General features: G+C 67.5%; 25 protein-coding genes. 14 read left to right on the top strand and 11 right to left on the bottom strand.

All coding sequences use genetic code 11. The features are described from left to right. Nucleotide 1: 1 nt before the first annotated feature. Nucleotides 2-979, bottom strand: a complete 978-nt coding sequence (locus tag ABUA37_RS07240; protein ID WP_349898459.1) for an ABC transporter ATP-binding protein — start codon at nt 977-979, stop codon at nt 2-4. 187 nt (nt 980-1,166) lie between these two features. Here ABUA37_RS07240 and ABUA37_RS07235 point away from each other — a divergent pair, with 187 nt between their 5' ends. Further along, on the top strand, nt 1,167-2,168 hold the full coding sequence (locus ABUA37_RS07235) for an FKBP-type peptidyl-prolyl cis-trans isomerase (protein ID WP_349898458.1): 1,002 nt from the start codon (nt 1,167-1,169) through the stop codon (nt 2,166-2,168). A 65-nt stretch (nt 2,169-2,233) separates the two neighbouring features. On the opposite strand, the gene ABUA37_RS07230 is transcribed toward ABUA37_RS07235, so the two are convergent. Continuing rightward, nucleotides 2,234-2,617 carry an RNA-binding S4 domain-containing protein gene (locus tag ABUA37_RS07230; protein ID WP_349898457.1) on the bottom strand — a complete coding sequence of 128 codons (384 nt, stop codon included), beginning with the start codon at nt 2,615-2,617 and terminating at the stop codon, nt 2,234-2,236. 56 nt (nt 2,618-2,673) lie between these two features. On the opposite strand from ABUA37_RS07230, the gene dxr reads away from it, so the two are divergent. Beyond that, nucleotides 2,674-3,768, top strand: a complete 1,095-nt coding sequence (gene dxr / locus ABUA37_RS07225) for a 1-deoxy-D-xylulose-5-phosphate reductoisomerase (protein WP_349898456.1) — start codon at nt 2,674-2,676, stop codon at nt 3,766-3,768. Here the strand turns inward: dxr and ABUA37_RS07220 are convergent. Continuing rightward, nucleotides 3,765-4,184: a hypothetical protein gene (locus ABUA37_RS07220; RefSeq protein ID WP_349898455.1), complete on the bottom strand. Its 420-nt coding sequence runs from the start codon at nt 4,182-4,184 to the stop codon at nt 3,765-3,767. The two genes, dxr and ABUA37_RS07220, sit on opposite strands and share 4 nt — an antisense overlap. Further along, on the bottom strand, nt 4,181-5,401 hold the full coding sequence (locus ABUA37_RS07215; RefSeq protein ID WP_349898454.1) for a serine/threonine-protein kinase: 1,221 nt from the start codon (nt 5,399-5,401) through the stop codon (nt 4,181-4,183). Before ABUA37_RS07215 ends, ABUA37_RS07220 begins: the two co-directional genes overlap by 4 nt. An 85-nt stretch (nt 5,402-5,486) precedes the next feature. On the opposite strand from ABUA37_RS07215, the gene ABUA37_RS07210 reads away from it, so the two are divergent. From ABUA37_RS07210 to nusA, 4 genes are all read left to right on the top strand, one after another. Then, complete coding sequence (locus ABUA37_RS07210) at nt 5,487-6,896, top strand: M50 family metallopeptidase (RefSeq protein ID WP_349898453.1); 1,410 nt, start codon at nt 5,487-5,489, stop codon at nt 6,894-6,896. Between the two features lie 86 nt (nt 6,897-6,982). Then, the gene (gene ispG, locus ABUA37_RS07205; protein ID WP_349898452.1) at nt 6,983-8,131 is read left to right on the top strand and encodes a flavodoxin-dependent (E)-4-hydroxy-3-methylbut-2-enyl-diphosphate synthase; all 1,149 of its coding nucleotides are present in this window, start codon (nt 6,983-6,985) and stop codon (nt 8,129-8,131) included. A 333-nt stretch (nt 8,132-8,464) separates the two neighbouring features. Next, a complete protein-coding gene (locus ABUA37_RS07200) occupies nt 8,465-10,234 on the top strand; it encodes a proline--tRNA ligase (protein ID WP_349898451.1) in 1,770 nt (589 codons plus the stop codon). A 135-nt stretch (nt 10,235-10,369) separates the two neighbouring features. Next, nucleotides 10,370-11,362, top strand: a complete 993-nt coding sequence (gene nusA / locus ABUA37_RS07195) for a transcription termination factor NusA (protein WP_349898450.1) — start codon at nt 10,370-10,372, stop codon at nt 11,360-11,362. Between the two features lie 107 nt (nt 11,363-11,469). Here nusA and ABUA37_RS07190 read toward each other — a convergent pair whose 3' ends face one another. Further along, nucleotides 11,470-11,865, bottom strand: coding sequence for a DUF3054 domain-containing protein (locus ABUA37_RS07190; protein ID WP_349898449.1), 396 nt, complete (start codon nt 11,863-11,865; stop codon nt 11,470-11,472). Between the two features lie 59 nt (nt 11,866-11,924). Between ABUA37_RS07190 and ABUA37_RS07185 the strand changes: the two genes are divergently transcribed. The 3 genes from ABUA37_RS07185 (at nt 11,925) to rbfA (ending at nt 15,654) form a co-directional block, all read left to right on the top strand. Continuing rightward, nucleotides 11,925-12,239 (top strand): YlxR family protein, encoded by a 315-nt coding sequence (locus tag ABUA37_RS07185; RefSeq protein WP_349898448.1) that lies wholly within the window; start codon nt 11,925-11,927, stop codon nt 12,237-12,239. Between the two features lie 94 nt (nt 12,240-12,333). Then, the gene (gene infB / locus ABUA37_RS07180; protein WP_349898447.1) at nt 12,334-15,009 is read left to right on the top strand and encodes a translation initiation factor IF-2; all 2,676 of its coding nucleotides are present in this window, start codon (nt 12,334-12,336) and stop codon (nt 15,007-15,009) included. A gap of 183 nt (nt 15,010-15,192) precedes the next feature. Continuing rightward, the gene (gene rbfA / locus ABUA37_RS07175) at nt 15,193-15,654 is read left to right on the top strand and encodes a 30S ribosome-binding factor RbfA (protein WP_349898446.1); all 462 of its coding nucleotides are present in this window, start codon (nt 15,193-15,195) and stop codon (nt 15,652-15,654) included. A 42-nt stretch (nt 15,655-15,696) separates the two neighbouring features. Here the strand turns inward: rbfA and ABUA37_RS07170 are convergent, their stop codons facing one another. The 4 genes from ABUA37_RS07170 to ABUA37_RS07155 form a co-directional block, all read right to left on the bottom strand. Then, entirely contained in the window at nt 15,697-16,572 is an 876-nt protein-coding gene (locus tag ABUA37_RS07170; protein WP_349898445.1) for an Fpg/Nei family DNA glycosylase, read from the bottom strand. Nucleotides 16,573-16,608: 36 nt separating this feature from the next. Beyond that, complete coding sequence (locus ABUA37_RS07165) at nt 16,609-16,923, bottom strand: winged helix-turn-helix domain-containing protein (protein ID WP_349898444.1); 315 nt, start codon at nt 16,921-16,923, stop codon at nt 16,609-16,611. Further along, nucleotides 16,920-17,381, bottom strand: a complete 462-nt coding sequence (locus tag ABUA37_RS07160; protein ID WP_349898443.1) for a hypothetical protein — start codon at nt 17,379-17,381, stop codon at nt 16,920-16,922. The genes ABUA37_RS07165 and ABUA37_RS07160 overlap by 4 nt, the downstream gene beginning before the upstream one ends. Nucleotides 17,382-17,459: 78 nt before the next feature. Continuing rightward, entirely contained in the window at nt 17,460-18,323 is an 864-nt protein-coding gene (locus tag ABUA37_RS07155) for an A/G-specific adenine glycosylase (RefSeq protein ID WP_349898442.1), read from the bottom strand. A 64-nt stretch (nt 18,324-18,387) separates the two neighbouring features. On the opposite strand from ABUA37_RS07155, the gene ABUA37_RS07150 reads away from it, so the two are divergent. Beyond that, entirely contained in the window at nt 18,388-19,026 is a 639-nt protein-coding gene (locus ABUA37_RS07150) for a nucleoside/nucleotide kinase family protein (protein ID WP_349898441.1), read from the top strand. 19 nt (nt 19,027-19,045) lie between these two features. Here the strand turns inward: ABUA37_RS07150 and ABUA37_RS07145 are convergent, their stop codons facing one another. Further along, a complete protein-coding gene (locus tag ABUA37_RS07145) occupies nt 19,046-20,026 on the bottom strand; it encodes a ketopantoate reductase family protein (protein ID WP_349898440.1) in 981 nt (326 codons plus the stop codon). A 9-nt stretch (nt 20,027-20,035) separates the two neighbouring features. After that, entirely contained in the window at nt 20,036-21,502 is a 1,467-nt protein-coding gene (locus ABUA37_RS07140; RefSeq protein WP_349898439.1) for a DHA2 family efflux MFS transporter permease subunit, read from the bottom strand. A 78-nt stretch (nt 21,503-21,580) separates the two neighbouring features. Here ABUA37_RS07140 and ABUA37_RS07135 point away from each other — a divergent pair, with 78 nt between their 5' ends. The 4 genes from ABUA37_RS07135 to ABUA37_RS07120 are packed head-to-tail and all read left to right on the top strand — an operon-like array spanning nt 21,581 to nt 23,977. Further along, complete coding sequence (locus tag ABUA37_RS07135; RefSeq protein WP_349898438.1) at nt 21,581-22,195, top strand: TetR/AcrR family transcriptional regulator; 615 nt, start codon at nt 21,581-21,583, stop codon at nt 22,193-22,195. Continuing rightward, nucleotides 22,192-23,142 (top strand): tRNA pseudouridine(55) synthase TruB, encoded by a 951-nt coding sequence (gene truB, locus ABUA37_RS07130; RefSeq protein WP_349898437.1) that lies wholly within the window; start codon nt 22,192-22,194, stop codon nt 23,140-23,142. Before ABUA37_RS07135 ends, truB begins: the two co-directional genes overlap by 4 nt. After that, nucleotides 23,139-23,507: a hypothetical protein gene (locus ABUA37_RS07125; RefSeq protein ID WP_349898436.1), complete on the top strand. Its 369-nt coding sequence runs from the start codon at nt 23,139-23,141 to the stop codon at nt 23,505-23,507. The genes truB and ABUA37_RS07125 overlap by 4 nt, the downstream gene beginning before the upstream one ends. An 11-nt stretch (nt 23,508-23,518) precedes the next feature. Beyond that, nucleotides 23,519-23,977, top strand: a complete 459-nt coding sequence (locus tag ABUA37_RS07120; RefSeq protein ID WP_349898435.1) for a hypothetical protein — start codon at nt 23,519-23,521, stop codon at nt 23,975-23,977. The last annotated feature ends 1 nt before the right edge of the window (nt 23,978 follow it).

Raw genomic sequence — 23,978 nt, 5'->3', positions numbered from 1 at the left:
GTCAGTTGCCCTTTCCGGCGGTGACGGGCGACGCATCGTCGTCCGAGGTGAGTGCGAGGAAGGCGTCCTCGAGGTTGTGCGAGGTGATCTCGAGGTCGTGCGCGTCGGTGCGTTCCAGCAGGTAGCGCGCCACCGCATCCGAGTCCTTGCTGCGCACGAGCACCGAGTCCGAGTGCAGTTCGACGGAGTCGACACCGTCGAGCGCGGCGAGTTCCGCCTGGTCGAGATCGGTGACGGATGCGCGCACCGTGCGGCCGGCCGCGAGGTTCTTGATCTCCGCGGCGCTGCCGTCCGCGACGATCTCGCCGCGACGGACGAGCACGATGCGGTCGGCGTAGGCGTCCGCCTCGTCGAGGTAGTGGGTGGCGAAGATCACCGTGCGACCCGAGCGGGCATCTTCCCTGATCGCCGACCAGAAATCGCGGCGGCCCTCGACATCCATTCCCGTCGTCGGCTCATCCAGGATCAGCAGCCCCGGATCGGAGAGCAGGGCCATGGCGAACCGCAGGCGCTGCTGCTGGCCGCCGGAGCACTTCTTGACCATGCGATCGCCGATGTCGAGGATGCCGGCGCGCTTCAGCACCTCGTCGACCGGCCGCGGATCGGCGAAGAGGCTCGCGGTGAGCTGCACGGTTTCGCGCACCGTCACATCCTTGAGCAGGCCGCCGGTCTGCATGACCGCCGAGACGAGACCGTGCGCGATCGCGCTGCGCGGACTCTGGCCGTAGATGCTCACGGTGCCGGCATCCGGTCTCGTGAGGCCCAGCAGCATGTCGATTGTGGTGGTCTTGCCCGCGCCGTTCGGACCGAGGAAGGCGATGATCTCGCCCGGCCGAACCTCGAGGTCGATGCCATTGACGGCGCGTACCCCGCCGAAGTTCTTGATGAGTCCGCGCGCCGACACGGCGCTCACGGTGTCCGCGAGTCGTGGCTCGGCCGCGCTCGTGCCGGCCGGAGTGGAGGTGGAGGTGTTTGTCATGCCTCCACGATGAAGCACCGGATGCCGTCGACCCGCACACGCGCGTCACGGATGCGGGATGACGTTTGTCATGTTCCCTCCCGCGTGCGATTAGGCTCGTACAGCTTGCGCTTAGGCGAGTCATGGACACTGGTTCAGGCTTTTCGAGCATTCCCGCCCCCATCCTTCTTCGTCAGAGAGCAGTCGCGTGTCACAGTCGCAGTCCCCTTCACGGTCGTTGTCCAAGCTGCTGAGCGCCGTCGCCGTCGCCGGGCTCCTCGTCTCACTCGTGGGCTGCAGTGGAGGCGCAGGGGCATCCGGCTGCACCCCGACGGCCGCCGGCAGCGCGAGCGCCAAGGTCTCGGTGAGTGGCAAGCTCGGAACGGAGCCGAAGGTCAAGGTTCCGAAGAAGCTGACGAGCAAGACGACCGAGCGCACCGTGGCGATCGAGGGTAAGGGCAGGGTCGCGCAGACCGACAGCTCCGTCGACATCGACTACGCGGTGTACAACACCACGACCGGCAAGAAGATCGACGCGACGAAGTATGGTGCCAAGGGCACGGCGCTGACGCTGGACAAGGCCAACCTGCTTCCCGGCCTCTACAAGGCAATCCGCTGTTCAACGCCCGGCTCGCGCATTGTCGCCGTGATTCCGCCGGTGGACGCATTCAAGAGCCAGGGCTCGACGGGACTCGGCATCTCCGCGACCGACACGATCGTCTTCGTGATCGACGTGCTGAAGACCGAGGCACCCGTCAAGGTGCTGAAGAAGGCCGATGGCAAGGCGCAGGAGCCGAAGGCGGGCTTCCCCACGGTCACGCTCGCGAAGAGCGGAGAGCCCACCATCACGATGCCGAAGACCGACCCGCCGAAGGACCTGCAGATCGAGGTGCTCAAGAAGGGCACAGGCAAGACCGTCAAGGATGGCGCGACCGTCACGGTCAACTACACGGGTGCGCTCTGGGCCACCGGTAAGACCTTCGACTCGAGCTGGACGCGTGGAACCCCCGCGACCTTCGCCACGACCGGTGTCGTGAGCGGCTTCGGCAAGGCCATGATCGGTCAGACCGTCGGCTCGCAGGTCGTCGCGGTCATCCCGCCGGCCGACGGCTACGGCGCGGACGGAAACCAGGCCGACCCGAGCGTGCCAGACCAGATCTCCGGCACCGACACCATGGTGTTCGTGATCGACATCCTCGCCGTTCGCTAGCCTCGTTCGCTGAGCTCGTCGAAGCGCGCCTCGGTCGCTGAGCCCGTCGAAGCGCGGCGCCGGGTTCAGCGTCCGAGCAGCTTGTCGAGATCGCGCCGGTCCCGCTTGGTCGGGCGGCCCGCGCCGCGGTCCCGCTGCGCGACGACCACGATCTCTTCCTTGGGCGGCGGCGGGGGAGTGAGGTCGTTGAGGCATTCCGCGGCGATGACCGCGCCGACGCGCTTGACGACGAGACGCCGCACACGCACGATGCGCTCGAGACCCTCGGCGCGCATCCGAATCTCGTCATCGACGTGCACGGCCTGTGCAGCCTTGACGCGTTCCCCGTTCACGCGAACGTGACCCGCCCGGCACGCGGCGGTGGCCGCAGACCGGGTCTTGTAGAGCCGCACCGCCCACAGCCAGGCATCCACCCTTGCGGTGGTGGGCGCTGCGGTCGGTTGGGGCATGGTCCCAGCGTACGAGCAATCGCGACTCTGCCAGCCGCTCGGGCTAGTTTGTACGCATGCGTCGAGTCATAGTTCTGGGGTCAACCGGGTCGATCGGTGTGCAGGCGCTCGAGGTCATCGCCGCCAACCGCCACCGCTTCGAGCTTGTCGGGCTCGGTGCGGGGCGCAACAGGGCGCTGCTCGACCTGCAGGCCGCGGAGTTCGGCGTGAAGGATACTTCCCTCGGTGCTGCGGAGGCGGAACAGCTGGTGCGCGGCGTCGAGGCGGATGTCGTGCTCAACGGCATCACGGGTTCCGTGGGTCTCGGCCCCACCCTCGCCGCGCTCGAGAGCGGTGCGACGCTGGCCCTCGCCAACAAAGAGAGCCTGATCGTCGGGGGCGAGCTCGTCACCGCGGCGGCGGCCCCTGGGCAGTTGGTGCCGGTGGACTCAGAGCACTCGGCCATCGCGCAGGCGCTGCGCTCGGGCAGCCGCTCGGAGGTTAACAGGCTCGTGCTCACGGCATCCGGCGGCCCGTTCCGTGGTCGCAGTCGCGAGTCCCTGAACAACGTCACCCCGTCGGAGGCCCTCGCGCATCCCACCTGGGACATGGGCGTGGTCGTGACCACGAACTCGTCGACGCTCGTGAACAAGGGACTCGAGGTGATCGAGGCGCACCTGTTGTTCGACGTGCCGTATGACGACATCGAGGTGACCGTGCACCCGCAGTCAATCGTGCATTCGATGGTCGAGTTCGTCGACGGGTCCACCCTCGCCCAGTGTTCGCCCCCGAACATGCGGCTGCCCATCTCCCTTGGGCTGGGCTGGCCCAACCGGGTCGCGGGCGTCGGGCTGCCGCTCGACTGGCGCACCGCGAGCAAGTGGACCTTCGAACCGCTCGACGCCGAGGCGTTTCCCGCGGTGGAGCTCGCAAAGCAGGTCGGGCGCGCGGGCGGTACCTGGCCGGCGGTGTTCAACGCCGCGAACGAACAGGCCGTTCTCGCGTTCCATGACGGGCGCATCCGGTACCTCGACATCGTCGAGGTTATTTCCGCTGTCGTGGATCAGCATGCGCCGGAGGAGAGCTCGGTGACGCTCGAGGGGGTTCTGGATGCGGAGCGCTGGGCTCGCGAGGCAGCGGAACGCGTGATGGCGTCCACGCTGAGTGCCTAGGGCTTCTTCTTGCCCGGGCCCTTTCCCGGCTTCTGATCCTTCTGCTGCTCTTGTTGTTGTTGCTGCTGCTGGAGTTGCAACTGCTGCAGCTGTTGTTGCTGCTCCTGTTCCTGCTTGGCCTGTGCCACCGCCGCCTCGAGGTCGCTTCGCACCAGCGCGATGGCCGCGGAGATGCTCGCGTAGCGCTCCTCGGTCACGGTGCCGCGGGCCCTCGCATCCTTGAGCCTCGCGGACAGCTCGGCCAGGCGCGTGAGTGACACGTCGAATTGCCCGCTCGCCGCACCATCGGCCACAGAGAGCACCTGCTCCTGCAGCGGCCTCGCCGTCGCTGTCGAATAGTCGCTGGGCTGCGCCTGGCATGAGCACAGGGCGAGACTGACAGCGAGGGCGACGACGCCGAGCGCACTCTTCCTCACGGTGTCACCGCCCTCTCGAGCTGCTTGAGGTGAACGCCGAGATCACCGGGAACGGAGGGGTAGCTGATGGTCGTTGTCGTCGCGTGCGGAGAGGGTGCACGCGAGTTGATGAACCACAGGCCGGCCAGGACGATGAGGGCGAGTGCGGCGGCGACGATGCCCGCGATGGCGAGAATTCTGCCCCGACCGGCACCACGTCGCCGGGGCGGGGACGGGTGCCCGACACTCGGCACGGTGGCCGGCTGCGTCGCACGAGTAGCCGGGTGCGCTTGAGTGCGAGCTGCCGCCATGGCGACCGTCGCCGTGTCGGATGCCGGATAGCGCATCGTCGCGTCCACCACCTCAGGCTGGGTGAGCGCAATCTCGCGCAAGGCCGCGGCGGCCGCGAGTGCACCGATGCGCTCGCCGGGGTCGCGCACGGTCATCGACCGCAGGAGAACCTCCCACTCGGGGCCGAATCCGTCGGGAACGACCGGGTCGCTGCTGAGCCGTGCCGCCACCGACTCGAGGGCCGTGCCGGGGAACGACTTGTCGCCGGTGAGGCATTCGATGAGCACGAGACCGAGTGAGTAGACGTCCGTCGCTCCGGAGACGGCGGTGCCGGCGGCCTGTTCCGGGCTCAGGTAGCTCGCCGTGCCCAGCACGGAGCCGGTGGCCGTGAGCCGCGTGCCGTCCACGATGCGGGCGATACCGAAGTCGGCGAGCATCGCACGCGGCCCCGTCACCTCGCTTTCGCGCTCCGGGAGCAGGATGTTTCCCGGCTTCACGTCGCGGTGCACGACGCCGCGACCGTGCACGTAGGCGAGTGCATCGGCAACGTCCGCACCCATGAGGGCGGCCGTGCGCGGGTCGAGGGGGCCGCGAGACAACCTGTGACGCAGATCCTCACCGTCGACGTACTGCATCACGATGAACGCGTTGCCCTCGCCGACGACGGAGTCGTCCGCGACCGCATCGAACAGGGTGACGAGCGCGAAATGGTTGAGGCCCGCGATCAGGCGGATCTCATCGCGCTGGCGGCGCACGTCGTCGGCATCCGCCAGATCGTCCCTGAACGACTTGATCGCGACCGTGCGGCCGAGCGCCTCGTCGGTCGCCCGGTAGACCGTGGCCATTCCACCGCGACCGATGACCTCTTCAATGCGATAGCGGTCGACGAGAAGACGGCCGACCTGCCCCAGCTGGCCGCCCCGTTCATCCGTCGTGTCGATGCTCATCCCCGCAGATTGTACCGATCGTCGATGGGGAGATGCCGAGCGGGCGTCCAGCTTGCTGGGGATTCGGCACCGCTATCCTTGGCGCGTGGAAACCGTGCTGCTCTATGTTCTTGGCATCGTCATCGTGGCGATCGGTTTCGTCGTGTCGATCGGGCTGCACGAACTCGGCCACCTCAGCTTTGCCAAGCTCTTCAAGGTGCGCGTCGGCCAATACATGATCGGTTTCGGACCCACCATCTTCTCCCGCACGAGGGGCGAGACCGAGTACGGCATCAAGGCCATTCCGCTCGGCGGTTACATCTCGATGGCCGGGATGTACCCTCCCGCCCGTCCGGGGGAGGCGGCGCGCACCGCGGGAACAGACACCTTTGCGTTCCAGGGCGAGGATGCCGTGCAGTCCGACGGAGCGCCGGCCGCGACGGCGGGGCGCACGGCCAGCACCGGCATCCTCCAGACCCTCGTGCAGGATGCCCGCACCGCGAGCTCGGACGCCGTCCCCGTGGATGACGACAGCCGCTCGTTCTACCGCCTCCCCATCTGGAAGCGCATCGTCATCATGCTTGCCGGGCCCTTCATGAACCTCGTCATCGCCGTCGTGCTGTTTGCCGTGGTGCTGTGCGGCTTCGGCATCCAGGGCGTCAGCACCACCATCGGCAACGTGTCCACCTGTGTCGTCGCGAGCACCGCACCGTCGCAGAAGTGCACCGCGGAGACCCCTGAGGCTCCCGGGGCGCTCGCCGGGATCAAGCCGGGCGACAGGATCGTCAGCATCGACGGCAAGCCGATCGACACGTGGGCCGAGGCGACGGCGATGATCCAGGCCTCGCCGAATACAGAGATGACCATCGTGGTCGATCGCGACGGCGCGAAGAAGACGCTCGCCGCCACGCCGCAGCTCACCGAACGCTATCGGTACAACGCCGATGGCACGGTGAAGAAGGATGCGAACGGAAAGTCACTCACCGAGGAGGTGGGCATGCTCGGCATCACAGCGGCCTACGAGCTCCAGCGCCAGCCGATCACGGCCGTGCTGCCCGCCGTCGGCAACAACATCGCACAGGTGACCCACGTCATCCTCAACCTGCCGCAGCGCCTGATTGACGTGGCGAAGGCGGCCTTCGGCACGGAAAAGCGTGACCCCAATGGGCCCGTCAGCGTCGTCGGAATCGGTCGCATGGCCGGCGAGGTGGCGAGCGTCAACACGGTGCCCTTCGTCGAAAGGATGTCGTACCTGGTCGGTCTCATCGGCTCCGTGAACGTGGCGCTGCTGGTATTGAACCTCGTGCCCCTGCTTCCGCTCGACGGCGGCCACGTCGCCGGTGCACTGTGGGAGGGCATCCGCCGCTTCTTCGCGAAGCTCTTCGGACGCAGGGACCCGGGCCCGGTCGACATCGCCAAGCTCGTGCCGCTGACGCTCGTCGTGGTGCTCGTGCTCGGTGCCATGAGCGTGCTGCTGATGTACGCCGACATCGTGAAGCCCATCACGGTCCTCTAGCGCACCCACGTTCCCTGGGCTCATCGAAGGGGTCCGCGCTTCGACAAGCTCAGCGACCGAACAGCGCGCACGCCTAGACTTTGCTCGTGCCAGCGATCAACCTCGGAATGCCGCAAGCCCCAGACACCCTTGCGCCGCGCCGCCGTTCGCGCCAGATCTCCGTGGGCCGGGTCAAGGTGGGCGGAGACGCTCCCGTGAGCGTGCAGTCGATGACGACGACGCAGACCACGAACATCAACGCGACCCTGCAGCAGATCGCCGAGCTCACGGCATCCGGATGCGACATCGTGCGCGTCGCGGTGCCGCACCAGGACGACGCAGACGCTCTCAAGATCATCGCGGCGAAGAGCCAGCTGCCGGTCATAGCCGACATCCACTTCCAGCCCCGCTACGTCTTCACGGCGATTGACGCGGGGGTCGGCGCGGTTCGAGTGAACCCGGGCAACATCCGCAGGTTCGACGACCAGGTCGGCGCCATCGCCGCCGCGGCGAAGGCGGCCGGGGTCTCCATCCGCATCGGAGTGAACGCCGGATCGCTTGAGCCGAGCCTGCTGCAGAAATATGGCAGGGCGACGCCGGAGGCGCTCGTGGAGAGCGCCGTGTGGGAGGCGAGCCTGTTCGAGGAGCACGACTTCCACGACTTCAAGATCTCGGTGAAGCACAATGATCCGGTCACCATGGTGAAGGCCTACCGCCTACTCGCCGAGCGCGGTGACTGGCCGCTGCACCTCGGCGTCACCGAGGCCGGGCCAGCGTTTCAGGGCACCATCAAGTCGGCGACCGCCTTCGGCATCCTGCTCTCTGAGGGCATTGGCGACACGATTCGCGTCTCGCTCTCGGCTCCACCGGTCGAGGAGGTCAAGGTCGGACTGCAGATCCTGCAATCGCTCGGGCTGCGCGAGCGCAGGCTCGAGATCGTCTCCTGCCCGAGCTGCGGCCGCGCCCAGGTAGACGTTTACAAGCTCGCCAACGATGTGACGGATGGCCTCGAGGGACTCACCGTTCCCCTGCGCGTGGCCGTGATGGGCTGTGTCGTCAACGGCCCGGGGGAGGCCCGCGAGGCCGATCTCGGTGTCGCGAGCGGCAACGGCAAGGGCCAGATCTTCGTGAAGGGCGTCGTCGTCAAGACCGTCCCGGAGTCCGAGATTGTGGCGACGCTCATCGAGGAGGCGAATCGGCTGGCCGCCGACCTTCCCGCCGCCGCCGTCGGATCTGTGCAGGTCGTCACCGCCTGAACCGCGCTCCCCGCGCGTTCCGCCCCCCTACTGGGGTCGCGATCGGGACACTTTGTACCCCGGATCGGGGTTCACGCCCTACTCACTGCCCTATAGAGTCTTAGCAGCAAGGGCATTAGCCAGTGAAACGTACCCCATTCGGTGGGTACTTCGTGACTTCCCTGCGATGCATCGCGTCCGCCGCTGCCTTTCGGGTAGGCAGCGGCGGAGCGCGGCGGGCGGGGAAGGCCCGCGGCTCTTTCGAGCCCCCCTCGAGGGAACCGCGGGTCGCCATCCTGCTCGCGTACCGACCGCCGTGAAGGGTCGCCGACGCTCCAAAGCTAAAGTAGCTGTGTGCCCACTCGACTCTCCCAGCTCTTTGTCCGCACGCTCCGCGAGGACCCGACCGACGCCGAGGTGACGAGCCATCGCCTGCTGGTGCGGGCCGGCTACATCCGGAGGCAGGCGGCCGGCGTGTTCGCCTGGCTGCCGCTCGGACTGAAGGTGCGCCGCAAGATCGAGGCTGTCATCCGCGAGGAAATGGCGGCCGCAGGATCGCAGGAGGTGCACTTTCCCGCGCTCATGCCGCGCGAGCCCTACGAAGCCACCGGACGCTGGGACGAGTACGGCGATCTCCTCTTCCGCCTCCAGGACCGCAAGGATGCCGACTACCTGCTCGCGCCCACGCACGAGGAGGCCTTCACGCTGCTGGTCAAGGATCTCTACAGCTCGTACAAAGACCTGCCGCTGTCGCTGTACCAGATCCAGGACAAGTACCGCGACGAGGCGAGGCCGCGCGCGGGACTCCTGAGGGGACGAGAGTTCTCGATGAAGGATGCATACTCCTTCGACGTGGATGATGCCGGCCTCGAGGTCAGCTATCAGGCCCAGCGCGACGCCTACGAGCGAATCTTCCAGCGCCTCGGTCTCGACTACGTGATCGTGCAGGCGGATGCCGGGGCAATGGGCGGATCGCGCAGTGAGGAGTTCCTGCACCCGACCCCGGTCGGCGAGGACACCTTCGTGCGCTCCGCAGGCGGGTACGCCGCGAACGTGGAGGCCTTCCACACCGAAGCACCTCCGGCTCGCTCATTCGAGAAGCTCACGCCCGCAGAGGTGCTCGACACCCCAGACTCGCCCACGATCGACGCTCTCGTCGAGGTCGCGAACCGGCAGCATCCCCGTCCGGACGGGCGCCCGTGGACGGCCGCAGACACCCTGAAGAATGTCGTGCTCGCGGTCACCGCGCTCGACGGCACCCGCGAACTTGTCGTGGTCGGCCTGCCGGGCGACCGTGAGGTCGACCTCAAGCGCGCGGAGGTCGCCTTCGCTCCCGGCGAGGTCGAGGCGGCAAACGACGCGGACTTTGCCAAGAATCCGGGCCTCGTCAAGGGCTACATCGGTCCGTGGAGTGCGACCGGTGCGGTGCTCGGCGACGGATCGACGACCGGCATCCGATATCTCCTCGACCCCAGGGTCTCGGAGGGCTCCGGGTGGATCACCGGTGCGAACGAGCACGGGCGGCACGTCTTCGGACTCGTTGTCGGTCGCGACTTCCAGGCGGACGGCATCGTCGAGCTCGCGAACGTGCGTGCGGGCGATCCCGCTCCGGATGGTTCGGGCCCGGTCGAACTCGCGCGTGGCATGGAGATCGGCCACGTGTTCCAGCTCGGCCGCAAGTACGCCGAGGTGCTCGGCCTCAAGGTGCTCGACGCGAACGGCAAGCTCGTCACGGTCACGATGGGCTCGTACGGCATCGGGGTCACGCGCATCATGGCGGTCATCGCCGAGTCCAACAACTACGAGCGAGGTCTCATCTGGCCCCGCAACGTGAGCCCGTTCGACGTGCACGTCATCGCCGCGACGAAGGAACCCGTCGTGTACGAGGCTGCGGAAATGCTCGTCGCCGAACTCGAGTCTGCCCGCTTCGACGTGCTCTTTGACGACCGACTCAAGGTCTCTCCCGGCGTCAAGTTCGGCGATGCCGAACTCATCGGGGTGCCGATCATCGTGATCGTCGGCAAAGCGGTGGCGGAGGGCAACGTCGAGCTGTGGGATCGCAGAACGGGGGAGCGCACTGCCGTGCCGCTCGCCGACGTCGTGGCGGCCATCCCGGCCGAATAGCACCGGCACGATCACCACTGCCGCCGCATCGGATGCCGCGGCAGCCATGGAGTCTGCCGTCCGGTACCGTAGACAGAGAACGTCCGTCCGCACCTGTCGACGGAGTTACCAGAACCTGAATAGTGGAGGCCCTCAGTGGACATCGATCTGAGCGTGCTGCGCCTCATGGAGCGCGAGCGCGAAATTCCCTTCGAGGAACTGGTCGTGATCATTGAGCAGGCAATTCTCACCGCCTATCTCAAGCACACCGGCCAGGCCGAACGCAAGGAAGAGGTTCCCTCGGCGAGGGTCAGCCTCGACCGCAAGTCGGGTCACGTGAGCATCTTCGTGCCCGAATTCAACGACGAGGGCGAGGTCATCGGCGAGGCCGAAGACAGCCCGAGCGACTTCGGTCGCATCGGCGCGTTCGCCGCCAAGCAGGTCATCAACCAGCGCCTGCGCGACATTGCGGACGACCACGTGCTCGGCGAGTTCAAGGGCCGCGAGGGCGACATCGTCGCCGGCATCATCCAGCAGGGTCCAAACCCGCGGATGATCCACGTAGACCTCGGCACCGTCGAGGCGATACTGCCACCCGAGGAGCAGGTGCCGGGCGAGGACTATGCGCACGGCTCGCGCATCCGGGTGTACGTCACCTCGGTGAGCAAGGGACTCAAGGGGCCGCAGATTACGGTCTCGCGCACGCACCCCTCGCTCGTGCGCAAGCTCTTCGCGCTCGAGGTGCCGGAAATCGCGAGCGGCGCCGTGGAGATCATCTCGCTCGCTCGCGAGGCGGGTCACCGCACCAAGATCGCCGTGCGCGCCAACGAGCCCGGCGTCAACGCCAAGGGTGCCTGCATCGGCGAGCTCGGCCAGCGGGTGCGTGCCGTCACGGCGGAACTCAACAACGAGAAGATCGACATCGTCGATTACAGCGAGGACCTCGCGACCTTTGTGGCCAACGCGCTGTCACCGTCCAAGGTCACCTCGGCCTTTGTGATCGACGCGTCGACCAAGGCCGTTCGTGCACTCGTTCCCGACTACCAGCTCTCGCTCGCGATCGGCAAGGAGGGCCAGAACGCCCGGCTCGCCGCCAAGCTGACGGGCGCAAGGATCGACATCCAGCCGGACTCCATCCTCGAGTCTTAGAACTATAGGGCGGCTGAATGTCGATTCTTGCGCCGGGTCGACGACGCGCCAGCGTTGGCGGCCCGGTTTAAGCGGGCCGACATCCAGCCGGACTCGATCCTCGAGTCTTAGAGCGCTTCGGGCGAGCGACGGATGCGGCGGAAGCCCGCCGCGAGAGCCCGCCAGCCGAGCAGGAACACGGCCAGAGTCACGGTCGCGACGATGACGAAGGGGAGCGCGACGCCCTGTCCGCTCGCGACCCGCAGCAGCATCCCGATCAGAACGGTGCCGACCCAGAGCAGCACGCCAGGTTGCAGCACGCCGAGCGGGTTGCGCCAGGCACGCATCCCGACCCAGGCGACGACCAGACCGGTGAGGAATGGCCAGGCGGTCTCGAGCACGCCGAGTGGCGTGATGCCCTGATCGTGGCTCTGGCGCCCGATGGCCACGAAGACGAGCACGAGCACGACGTCGACCACGGCCGCGGTGATGATCGTGGTTGCTGAAGTGCGGCGAACGGTCATGAAGAGCAGTCTAGGTAGGGCAGCATGGAGGCGACAGCACGGAATGTCGCTGTGCCGGAATGTTGCGGGGCCGGAAGGGGTTCTTGATGAGTGGGTCTAGTATGGAACCCGTAAGAACCTGTCTTGGCTGCCGGAAACGCGATGCCAGATCCTCCCTGCTGAGGGTCGTCGCGCGCAACGGCGAGGTGGTTGTGGATCCCTCCGCGACGCTTCCCGGCCGGGGCGCCTGGGTGCATCCCACCCTCAGTTGCATCGAGACTTCGATTGCACGCAAGGCTTTCGGCCGTGCGTTGAGAGTGGATGGACCGCTTCGGGCGCAGGGGTTGATTGCAACAGTCGGTGTCTCATCCGAGACACCCGAACGAACAGGCTGATTGAACTATGGACAACTAATGAGCGGCTCGAAATGAGACCCGTCCGTAACTAACGGTCTGCCCCTGTCCGGGTGCAGGCCCAGACAGGAGAATTGTGGCTGCAAAACCACGCGTACACGAAGTCGCTGCCGAACTCGGCATCGATAGCAAGGTCGCCCTCGACAAGCTCAAAGAAATGGGCGAATACGTCAAGGGCCCGTCCTCGAGCATTGAACCGCCGGTCGCCCGCAAGCTGAAAGCTGCGCTCGCCGAGGCAGGTATCACCGCTCCGGCAAAGCCCGCAGAGGCGCCCGCGCCCGCGAAGGCACCGGCTCGCCCGACTCGGGCACCGGCCGCTCCCGCCGTTGCAGAGCAGACCCCTGCCGAGGCACCCGCCGCGTCAGAGCCGAAGGCTCCGGATGCGCCTGCCGCGCCGGCACCGGCTCCGGCTGCGCCGACTCCCGCTGCAGAGACCCCCTCGATCCCGCGCCCCGGCGCGGCACGACCGGGCAACAACCCCTACGCAACCACGCAGGGTATGCAGCGCCCGGGCGCACCCCGCCCAGGCAACAACCCCTATGCCAGCACGCAGGGCATGAACACGCGTCCACCGTCACCCAGCGGCATCCCGCGCCCCTCCGCACCTCGTCCGGGCGCGCCGCGCCCCGGTGGGCCAGGACAGGGCCAACGTCCGGGCGGCTTCGGTCAGCGTCCTGCCGGAGCGGGTGGATTCCGTCCCGGTGGCGCAGGCCGTCCGGCCGGTGCCGGTGGCTTCCGCCCGGCCGGCGCTCCCGGATCCAACTTCGGACCGAACCGACCCGCGGGTGGTGGCGGCCGCGGTCGTGGACCCGGCGGCGGCACCGCAGGTGCCTTCGGTCGCGGTGGCGGCAAGAGCAAGGCGCGCAAGTCGAAGCGCACGAAGAGGGCGGAATTCGAGCTCAGAGAGGCTCCTTCGCTCGGCGGCGTCAGCGTTCCCCGCGGTGACGGCAAGACCGTCATCCGCATGCGGCGCGGCGCATCCATCACCGACTTCGCCGACAAGATCGACACGAGCCCCGGCAACCTGGTGACCGTGTTGTTCCACCTGGGGCAGATGGCCACCGCGACCGAGTCGCTCGACGAGGCGACCTTCGAGATCCTGGGCGCCGAGCTCGGCTTCAAGATCGAGATGGTCTCGCCCGAGGACGAGGACCGCGAACTGCTCGCGGGCTTCGATCTCGACCTCGACCAGGAGCTCGAAGACGAGACGGATGAAGACCTCGTCGCCCGTCCGCCGGTCGTCACGGTCATGGGTCACGTCGACCACGGTAAGACCAGGCTCCTCGACGCCATCCGTAATGCGAACGTGGTCGCCGGCGAGGCCGGTGGAATCACGCAGCACATCGGTGCGTACCAGGTGGTCACGGAGCACGAGGGCATCGAGCGCGCCATCACCTTCATCGACACCCCCGGTCACGAGGCGTTCACCGCCATGCGTGCCCGCGGCGCCCAGGTCACCGACATCGCGATTCTCGTGGTGGCGGCGGACGACGGCATCATGCCGCAAACGGTCGAGGCGCTGAACCACGCCCAGGCCGCCAACGTGCCGATCGTGGTCGCGGTGAACAAGATCGACAAGGAGGGGGCCAACCCCGCCAAGGTGCGCCAGCAGCTCACCGAGTTCGGTCTCGTCGCGGAAGAGTACGGCGGGGACACCATGTTCATCGACGTGTCCGCGCTCAACAAGGTCGGTATCCCCGAGCTTCTCGACGCGGTGCTGCTCACGGCAGACGCCGGGCTCGACATGCGCGCGAACCCCAACAAGGATGCGCGCGGCGTGGCGATCGAGGCCAAGCTCGATAAGGGACGTGGCGCCGTGGCGACCGTGCTCATCCAGTCGGGAACCCTTGAGGTCGGCGACCCGATCGTGGCAGGGACGGCCTACGGCCGCGTTCGTGCCATGTTCGACGAGAACGGCGAACCGGTCACGGCCGCGACGCCCGCTCGCCCGGTCGCGGTGCTCGGACTCACCTCCGTGCCGCGCGCCGGCGACACCTTCCTCGTCACCGACGATGACCGCACCGCCAGGCAGATCGCCGAAAAGCGCGAGGCAGCAGAGCGCAACGCCCTGCTCGCCCGCAGCCGCAAGCGCATCAGCCTCGAGGACTTCACGCGGGCTCTCGAAGAGGGCAAGGTCGAATCGCTCAACCTCATCATCAAGGGTGACGTCTCCGGTGCCGTCGAGGCACTCGAGGAGTCGCTGCTCAAGATCGAGGTCGACGATTCGGTTCAGCTGCGCATCATCCACCGCGGTGTCGGTGCCGTCACGGAGAGCGACATCAACCTCGCCACCGTCGACAACGCCATCATCATCGGATTCAACGTGCGCCCCGACCCGAAGGCCCGCGAACGTGCGGCGCGCGAGGGTGTCGATGTGCGGTTCTACTCGGTCATCTACGCGGCCCTCGAAGACGTCGAAAACGCCCTCAAGGGAATGCTCAAGCCCGAGTTCGAAGAGGTGCAGTCCGGCGTCGCCGAGATTCGCGAGATCTTCCGTTCCTCCAAGTTCGGAAACGTCGCGGGTGTCATCGTGCGCTCCGGAACGATCACGAGGAATGCGAAGGCGCGCGTCATCCGCGAGGGTGTCGTCGTCGGCGACAATCTCGCCATCGAATCGCTGCGTCGCTTCAAGGATGACGTCACCGAGGTCCGCACGGACTTCGAGGCCGGCATCGGCCTCGGCAAGTTCAACGACATCCAGGTCGGCGACGAGATCGAGACGATCGAACTCAAGGAGAAGCCGCGGGTGTAATCCGTGGTGTCGGCGTCGGATGCCGATACCCGGCACGGAAAACGGGGCCCCTACCCCGAGTTTCCTTAGCCGGGCATCGGCATCCGACACCTCCGAGCCGTGACGACACCCTTACGGTGGAAACGGCAAAAAGACATACCGCTGGTCGAGACCCAGGGCGTCACATCAGACAGGAGTACAGCAATGGCTGATCCAGCACGCGCCGCCAAGATGGCGGACCGCATCAAGGTGATCGTGGCCAAGACGCTCGAGCGCGGCCTCAAGGACCCGCGGCTCGGCTTCGTCACCATCACGGACGTGAGGGTGACCGGCGACCTGCAGCACGCATCCGTCTTCTACACCGTGTACGGCAGCGACGAGGAGCGCGCGGATTCCGCGGCCGCTCTCAAGTCGGCCACCGGCATGCTGCGCAGCGAAGTGGGCAAGAACATCACCGCGCGGCTCACGCCCTCGCTCGAATTCATTGCGGATGCGGTGCCCGAGAACGCGGCCCTCATCGAGACGCTGCTCGCCGAGGCACGCAATCGCGACGCCGAGGTCGAGAACCTCAAGAGGTCCGCGAAGTACGCGGGCGACGAGGACCCCTACGTCAAGCCGCGCGTCATCGCTGACGACGACGAAGACGACGACGAAGACGAAGACTGACCCGTCGCTGAGACACGGTCGCTGAGCTCGTCGAAGCGCCCGTTACTTCAGCAGACGCGACAGCACGCGGTCGGCGAGCGGCCTGCCTCCGGTCTGGCAGGTGGGGCAGTACTGCAGCGTCGAATCGGCGAAGCGCACCTGCCGCACGGTGTCTCCGCACACCGGGCACGCCTCGCCGGTGCGGCCGTGCACCCGCATACCCGACTTCTTCTCCTTCTTGAGCTCGGATGCCGCGAGTCCGTCCGCGCGCGCCAGCGCATCCCGCAGGGTCGTTCCGATCGCCTCGAACAGCCGATGGACCTCATCCGCTGTCATCGCGGCCGGCTTGAACGGCGACATCTTCGCGGTGTGCAGGATCTCGTCGGAGTATGCATTGCCGATGCCGGCGATGAGCGACTGGTTGCGCAGCACACCCTTGATCTGCGACCGCCCGGCGTCCCGAAGGATCTGCGCGAATGCCTGCTCGGTGAATGCCGCATCGAGCGGGTCCGGTCCGAGTCGCGCGATGCCGGGAACGCTCATCGGGTCGGTGACGAGATAGATGGCGAGGCTCTTCTTGGTGCCGGCCTCGGTCACGTCGAGGCCGGATCCGCCCTCGAGCACGAGCCGCGCGGCGAGTGGTCCCTTGCCGAGGCCCGTCGCCGGTGGTGGTGGCGCATCCCTCCAGCGGATCCAGCCCGCTCGCGCGAGGTGCATCACGAGGTGAAGCTCATGGCCATCCGGTGGCTGTGCGGCGATATCGAGAAACTTGCCCTGACGCGACACCCCGCGAATGACGGCACCCCCGAGCGCCGTGACGCTCGGCTCGAAGGTCTTGAGCGCCGCAAACGCCATGATCTGCAGGCGCTCGATCACGCCTCCCTTGAGCCTGGCGCCCAGGTCGGTCGCCAAGGCCTGCAGTTCGGGCAACTCCGGCATCGCCCCATTGTGCCTGCATCGGCTGACATCCAGCCGTCAGGCGTCGACACCCGAGGTGATCGCGCGGAGGGCCGCGATGTGACGGGCGAGAGCGCCCCGGCCGAGTTCGGTTGCGCTCAGCCAGGTGCGCGGGCGCTTGCCCACGTAGCCCTTGCGCACCGCGACGTAGCCCACGGATTCGAGCAGCGACACCTGCTTGCTCAGAACAGAGTCGCTGAGTTCGATCGCGTCGCGCACGACCTGGAACTCGGCATCCTCCACCTTCGCGAGTGCAGCAATGATGCTGAGCCGCACCGGCGAGCTGAGATGCTCGTCGATCTCGTGCCGGGGGTGCGTCGCCTCGGTGCTCATCGAGACCCGCCACGAACCATGCCGGCAAGAACGACCGGAGTCGCCGTGACGACGGCGTAGGGCAGCCAGAACCACGGGGTTCGCCAGTCAGTCGCGACACTCAGCGCGACGCCGATCGCATAGAACGCCATGGTGACGGCGAGTCCCGCCGAATAACGACGCGACCAGCCCGGGTTCGACGCACGCCGCGCGCGCTGGAACCACACGCAGGCGCTGCCGATGCCCAGCCCATACAAGACCGTCACGGTGATGACGAGCCAGAGGATGTGGGTGGGATACACGTAGACCACCGCGAGGAGGAAGAGCGCGATCGATGCACCGAGCAAGCCGGTGAAGAAGCCGGAGATGCGTCGCGCGGATCGCGCGAGGTCGGAACCCCTGCCGCCGCCGAAATCGGCCGCCTGGAGCTGCTCCTGAACGTTGGCGGATAGACGATCTGTCGCGGCGTCGTTGGTCACTGCTGCCTCCTGTGTCGGGGAATGCCACCAAGCTAGCAAGTACTTTCCAAGTTGGCAAGTAAGTGACCAAGCCAGACGTCAGGGGAGCGCGTATCCGCCGTCCACGGCCGCAACGAGGCCGTCACGCAGCAGGCCCGCGAGCGCGCGGTCGCGCTGCACCGCATCCGGCCAGAGGGTCTCGATTTCTTCGGCCGTCACGGGAATGTCGGATGCGCGCAGCTCGGCAACGATGAGCCCGCGCACCTGGCGATCCGAACCCTCGAACTTCTTCTGCACGGCCGCACGCGGACCCAGATAGGCCGGATAGCCGGCGAGGCGCCACGCGCACTTCCCGGCGATCGGGCACGCGTCACAGCGCGGGGCGCGAGCGGTGCAGATCACGGCACCGAGCTCCATCATCGCGGCATTCGCGATCCGCGCCTCCGCCCGGTCGAGCGGCAGGATGGCGTCCATCGCTGCGAGGTCTCGCCTGGTTGACGGCGGCCCGGCCTCGCCCTGTCCCTCGATGGCGCGCGCGATCACTCGCCGCACGTTGGTGTCGACCACCGGATGCCGATGGCCGTATGCGAAGGCGGCGACGGCCCGAGCGGTGTAGTCCCCAATCCCGGGCAGGGCGAGCAACTCATCGACGGACTCGGGAACCACCCCGCCGTGCAACTCGGTGATCGCGACCGCGGCCGCGTGCAGCCTCAGCGCGCGCCGAGGGTAGCCGAGCCGATGCCAGGCGCGCACGGCCTCTCCAGGCGGCACCGCGGCGAGATCCGCGGGCGTCGGCCAACGCTCCAGCCACTCCTCGAGCCGCGGAATGACGCGCACGACCGGCGTCTGCTGCAGCATGACCTCGCTCACGAGAATGCCCCAGGCGCCGAAGCCGGGGCGCCGCCACGGGAGGTCGCGCGCCTCCCGCCGGAACCACGCGTTCACGGCGGGGACGATGCTCACCGCTCAACTCTAGGTTCATCCCCGCAGCCCGGCGTCCCGGTGGCCACCGGAATATGCTGAAGGCATGGCTAGATGGGCTCCGTTGAAGAAAGACCAGATCGAAGCGCTCGCGAAGGAGATCCTGCACAACTACGGCCGCGGTCGAGCCATCGTCGCCATCGACGGCGGCAGCGACGCCGGCGCGCGAGAGTTTGCGGATGACCTGGCCGCGACGGTGCGCACCCTCGGCCACGAGGCCTTCCGCGCCTCCATCGACGACTTCCAGGCGCCGCGCAGCATCCGTGAGAGCGGCGGACGCCCCGCCGCATCCGCTCGATACGAGCACGGCTACGACTACTCGCTGCTGCAGCGCGTGCTGCTCGACCCCTTCCGCGCCACGAGCGGCACCGGCTTCGTGCTCGCGGCCTTCGACGCGCAGCGGGACGCACCATTTCAGTCGAAGTGGACCACGGCATCCGCAGACGCGCTTCTCATCATCAACGGCGTATTCCTCAACCGCCCGGAGCTCGCCGGCTTCTGGAACTACTCGGTCTGGCTCGAGACGCCGCAGCGAGAGCCCGGCGAAACCGCGCCGAATGCCGAGCGGGACGCGGCGGCCGACGCGCTCTACGTCGCCGAGGTGAACCCGCGCGGCAAGGCCGTGGCGATCATCGACAACAGCGACCCGGAGCATCCGCGCCGCAGCTTCGCCGACAGCTGCTGAACCAGCGGCTGCTGCACCGCTAGCTGAGCCGCGCCACGACCTCGCTCGGCATGAGGAAACGGCCCTTGGTCTCCACCTCGTGCACCATCGCCACGAGCGCCCGTTCGGTCGGGGTGGCGACTCCGACGCGCTCTCCGGCCGCGACGACTGCGCCGTTCAGAAAGTCGATCTCGGTCGCCTGACCGCGGCGGATGCTCTGCAGCGTCGATCCCGGATTGGGCGTCGCGCCCATCCGCGACCTCATCGCCAGCGGGATCAGTTGCCCGGCCGTCACCGGCAGGCGAACGAGCAGCTTCAGCAGGCGATCGCTCAGCCCCTGCACCTTTTCGAACTCGATGCCACTCGCGAGGCCCACGCGCACAGCCTCGCGCATGCTCTCGGTCATGATGTGCCTGAGCTCCCGGTCGGAGATCACGTCCTGGGCGCTCATGCCCGTGATCGCGGGCAATGCGTTGATGTGGTTCACGATGAGCTTCGTCCACTGCGCGCCCTCGAAATTGTCGGTGAGGGTCACCGGCATCACGGCTCCGAGCACGCGTGACGCGTAGAGCGCGCCGCTGACGGAACCGCCCAGACACGTGACGCCGTCCGTCGTCACCGCGACGGCGCCGGGGGAGAGGTACGACGCCGCGTAGAGCGCGAGCCCGCCCACGACATCCGCGCCGGGGAGAATGCGCTGTGCGACGGTGAGCGCGTCCAGGCCGTTCTGCACGACCACGACCGGCACCCCGTCGAGGAACCGCGCGTTCTGACGAAGCGCGGCCTCGGCATCCTGCGCCTTGGTCGTCACGAAGGCGAGTTCGGGGCTGCGGTTCAGGATGTCGGTGGCCGACACTCGCGCGGTGTAGTCGCCCCACACGCCCGTGAGTTCGAGTCCGCGATCGAGGATGGTGTGCAGCTGTTCACCGCGGGCGGTGACGGTCACGTCGTGCCCACCCCGTGAAAGCAGGGCGGCGATCGTGCTGCCGACAGCGCCGGCACCCACGATCGCCACTCTCATGCGCAAATCCTATGCCGCGGTGGTCTCCAGCTCGGTTTGCGCGACGGCGTCCGGCGCGCCCTGCTCGTGTCGTGCCGCTCGACCCGCGGGGAGGAAGAGCCCCACCACGGCCGTGCCAGCGAGCACCGCGGCGCCGACCACCACGGCGGGAATCGCCGCGTCGACGTAGCCCGTCGGCGTGAGCTGGCCGCCATCACCCGTGAAGACGGCGGTGAGCACGGCGATGCCGAGGGCCACGCCGATCTCTCGCAGGGTCGAGTTCGTGCCGCTCGCCTTGGCGTGGTCCTCGGCCCGCATGGTGGCGAGCACGGCGGTAGATGAGGGGGCGAAGACGAGGCCCATACCAACCCCGGCGATGATGAACGGCGCGACCATCTGGGCATAGGGGATCGTCGCGCTCATCGTTCCGGCGAGCCAGAACAGCGCGATCGCCTCGAGCGAGAGCCCGGTGACAATGAGAGCGCGGGTGCCGACGCGACCCGAGACGATTCCGGCCAGCGGCGCGATGACCATGGGCGCGAGCGTCCACGGCATCGTCTGCACCGCGGCCTGCAGCGGAGATGCACCCTGCACCACCTGCAGGAACTGTATAAGGATGAAGACGGCTCCGAACATCCCGAAGCTGAAGCCGACGCCGACGAGGTTCGCGACGGTGAAGCTGCGGTCGCGGAACAGCCCGAGCGGCAGCAGCGGAGCCGCGGTGTGCGACTCCCAGAAGACGAAGGCGATGAGCAGCACGCCGCCCGCGACGAGCGAGCCGATCACCTCGAAGCTGTCCCAGCCGGCGGGGTTGCCGCGCACAATGCCGAAGACCACGGCGAGCACGCCGACGCCCACGAGCAGCAGGCCCAGGATGTCCGCGCGCAGCCTCGCGCCGAAGCTGTTCGGCAGCGCGAGGAGGGCGAGCGGGATCGAGATGACGCCCACGGGCACGTTGATCCAGAAGATCGCCTGCCAGTTCCAGCCCTCGACGACGGCACCGCCGATGAGGGGGCCCGCCGCGACACCGAGCCCGGCGACGCCGCCCCAGATGCCGATCGCGAGCGGCCGCAGGCGCAGCGGCACGGAGCCCGCGATGAGTGTGAGCGAGAGTGGCATGAGCGCCGCGCCGCCGACGCCCTGGATCGCCCGGGCGGCAATGAGCTGGCCTGGGTCGGTGCTGAGTCCCGCAAACGCCGAGGCGACGGTGAAGACGAGGATGCCCGCGGCGAAGACGGTGCGCCTGCCGAAGCGGTCGCCGAGGGCGACGGCCATGAGGATGAAGGCGGCGAAGCTCAACGTGTAGGCGTTCATGAACCACTGCAGTTGTTCTACGGTGGCGCCCATCTCCTCGTGGATGACGGGCAGGGCGTTGGTCATGACGAGGTTGTCGAGGCTCGCCATGAACATCGGGAGCGAGGCGGCGAGAATGGCGAGCCAGATGGGAACGCTGCGCCGTTGCGCCGTGCCGGCGGCGAGGGTGGGGTTGGGGGTCATGGGATTCTCCGGGACGGAACTTGTAATCGAACGATTACTAAGCGGCAACATTAGTTATCGACTGATAACCTGTCAAGCGTGAACGAGAAAACCCGGATGCGCGCGGAAGATCGGCGAGAACTGATCCTCGCGGCGGCAACCAGGGTGTTCGGCGACTATGGCTATGTCGGCGCGACGACGAGCCAGGTCGCGCAAGCGGCGGGCGTGAGCCAGCCCTATGTCGTGCGCATGTTCGGCACCAAGGAGACACTCTTCATCGAGGTGTTGCGTCGTGCACTCGACAGGCTGCTGCAGACCTTCCGCGCCGTGCTCGCGGAAGAATCGGATGTACCGCTCGCTCGTCGCCTGGGCCTCTCCTACGTCAACCTGGTCAGCGAGCCCGGGCTGCTGCTGTCGCTCATGCACGGCTTCGTCCTCGGCAGCGATCCCGTCGTCGGCACGGCGGCTCGCTGCGGGTTCATGGAGGTCTATGCCTTCCTGCGCGACGAAGCGGGATTCGGACCAGACGAGGTGCAGAGTTTTCTTGCCGGCGGCATGATGGTGAACACCATGGTCGGCCTCCGGATGACCGACGACTACGACTCGAATCCCGCGGTTCGTGAGTTGCTGGTCGCGGCATTCCCCGAAAAGCTCGAGCTCCTGCGCGCGGTCGCGCGGCGGCAGCGGGCGGCCGAGCGCGAGGTCGAGGAGTGACCGAAACCGAGAGTGGCGCCGCCGGCAGCAGTACGACCGGCCGGCGCAGCGGCATCCTGCTCGTCGACAAGCCGCAGGGCATCACGAGCCACGACGTCGTCGCCCGCACGCGCCGCCTCGCCGGAACACGCAAGGTCGGGCACGCGGGCACCCTCGACCCGATGGCCACCGGCCTCCTCGTGCTCGGGGTCAACTCGGCAACGAGGGTGCTGACCTACCTGGTCGGGCTCGACAAGGAGTATTTCGCCACCATCCGGCTCGGCATCGCAACGAACACGGATGACGCGGAGGGCACCGAGCTGAGCCGCGCCTCGGCCGCATCCGTCGCCGCGATCACCGAGCAACAGCTTGCGGCAGGAATCGCCGTGCTGAGCGGCGAGATCAGCCAGGTGCCGAGCAGCGTCAGCGCGATCAAGGTCGACGGCAAGCGGGCCTACACGCTCGCGAGAGCGGGGGAGACCGTGGACTTGGCCTCCCGCGCCGTGACCGTGTCGGCCTTCGAACTGCTGGCCACGAGGCGGCAGGACGACCTTCTCGACCTCGACGTGAGGGTCGAGTGCTCCTCGGGCACCTACATCCGCGCGCTCGCCCGCGACCTCGGCGCCACGCTCGATGTCGGCGGCCACCTCACGGCGCTCCGGCGCAGCAGAATCGGCCCCTTCGGGCTCGCGGATGCCGCTCCGCTCGAATCCATGGACGTCCAGGCCGCGCTGCTCGACCCCGCGCTCGTGGCCTCACGCCTGTTCCCGAGCCACCACCTCGATGCCCAGCAGAGCGTCGACCTCGGTCACGGCAAGCGGATCTCGATCGACGATCCCCTGCTCCGTGAAGTGCGTGGCCCCGTTGCCGCGATCGAACCGGATGGGAGACTGGCGGGACTCGTCGAGATCCGCGATGGGGTGGCGAAGCCGCTGGTGAATTTTCCGAAAGACGAGGGCACGGCGTGATCGAGTGGTTTTCCTGGCTGCAGATCGGTGTGGCCGTGCTCGCCGGAGTGTTCTGCATCGCGATGGGGGCGCTCGGCCGCCTGCCGAACGACTTCACGCTGGGTGTGACGCTCCTCGTCGAAATGCTGTTGATCGTGCAACTCGTCATGGCGATCATCGCGCCCGCCGTGGGCAACGCGCCGAGCGGCAGCCCGCTCGAGTTCTACGTGTATCAGATCTCCGCTGTGCTGTTACCGCCGGCCGCGGTGTTCTGGGCGCTCATCGAACGCAACCGCTGGAGCACCGTGATCCTCGGCGTCGCCTGTCTCGCGATCGCCGTCATGGTGTACCGGATGGGGCAAATCTGGTCAGTGCAGTTGGCCTAATCTTGAGCGTGATGCCTAATAAATCCAGCCGTACCGGCAAGTCCCGCGCTACCGGTGTCGGTCGCCTTCTCGTCGTCGTGTACGCGATCCTGGCTCTTGCGGCGACCGGCCGCTCGGTCGTGCAGATCATCGAGCGCTTCGACGAGGCGCCGCTCGCATTCTCGCTCTCGGCGCTGTCGGCGGTCATCTACATCGTCGCCACGGTCGCGCTCATTGTGCCCGGCATCCGCTGGTATCGGGTGGCCTGGGCCACCATCACCTTCGAGCTGCTCGGAGTGCTCGTCGTCGGCACGATCAGCGTTTTCGCGCCAGCCGTGCTCGGCCTGTCGAGCATCGAACCGTTTGGCCGCCAGTCCACCGTGTGGTCCGCTTACGGTCTCGGTTACCTCCTGATCCCGCTCGTGCTCCCCGTGCTCGGGATGCTGTGGCTGAGCCGCCACCGCCCGACGCCGGTAGATGGTCGGGCCTGAG

The organism is Parafrigoribacterium soli (genome assembly GCF_040227235.1).
GTDB classification, from domain to species: domain Bacteria; phylum Actinomycetota; class Actinomycetes; order Actinomycetales; family Microbacteriaceae; genus Parafrigoribacterium_A; species Parafrigoribacterium_A soli.
Note: the sequence above shows the minus strand (reverse complement) of the source record. Positions and strands in the feature narration are given on the sequence as shown.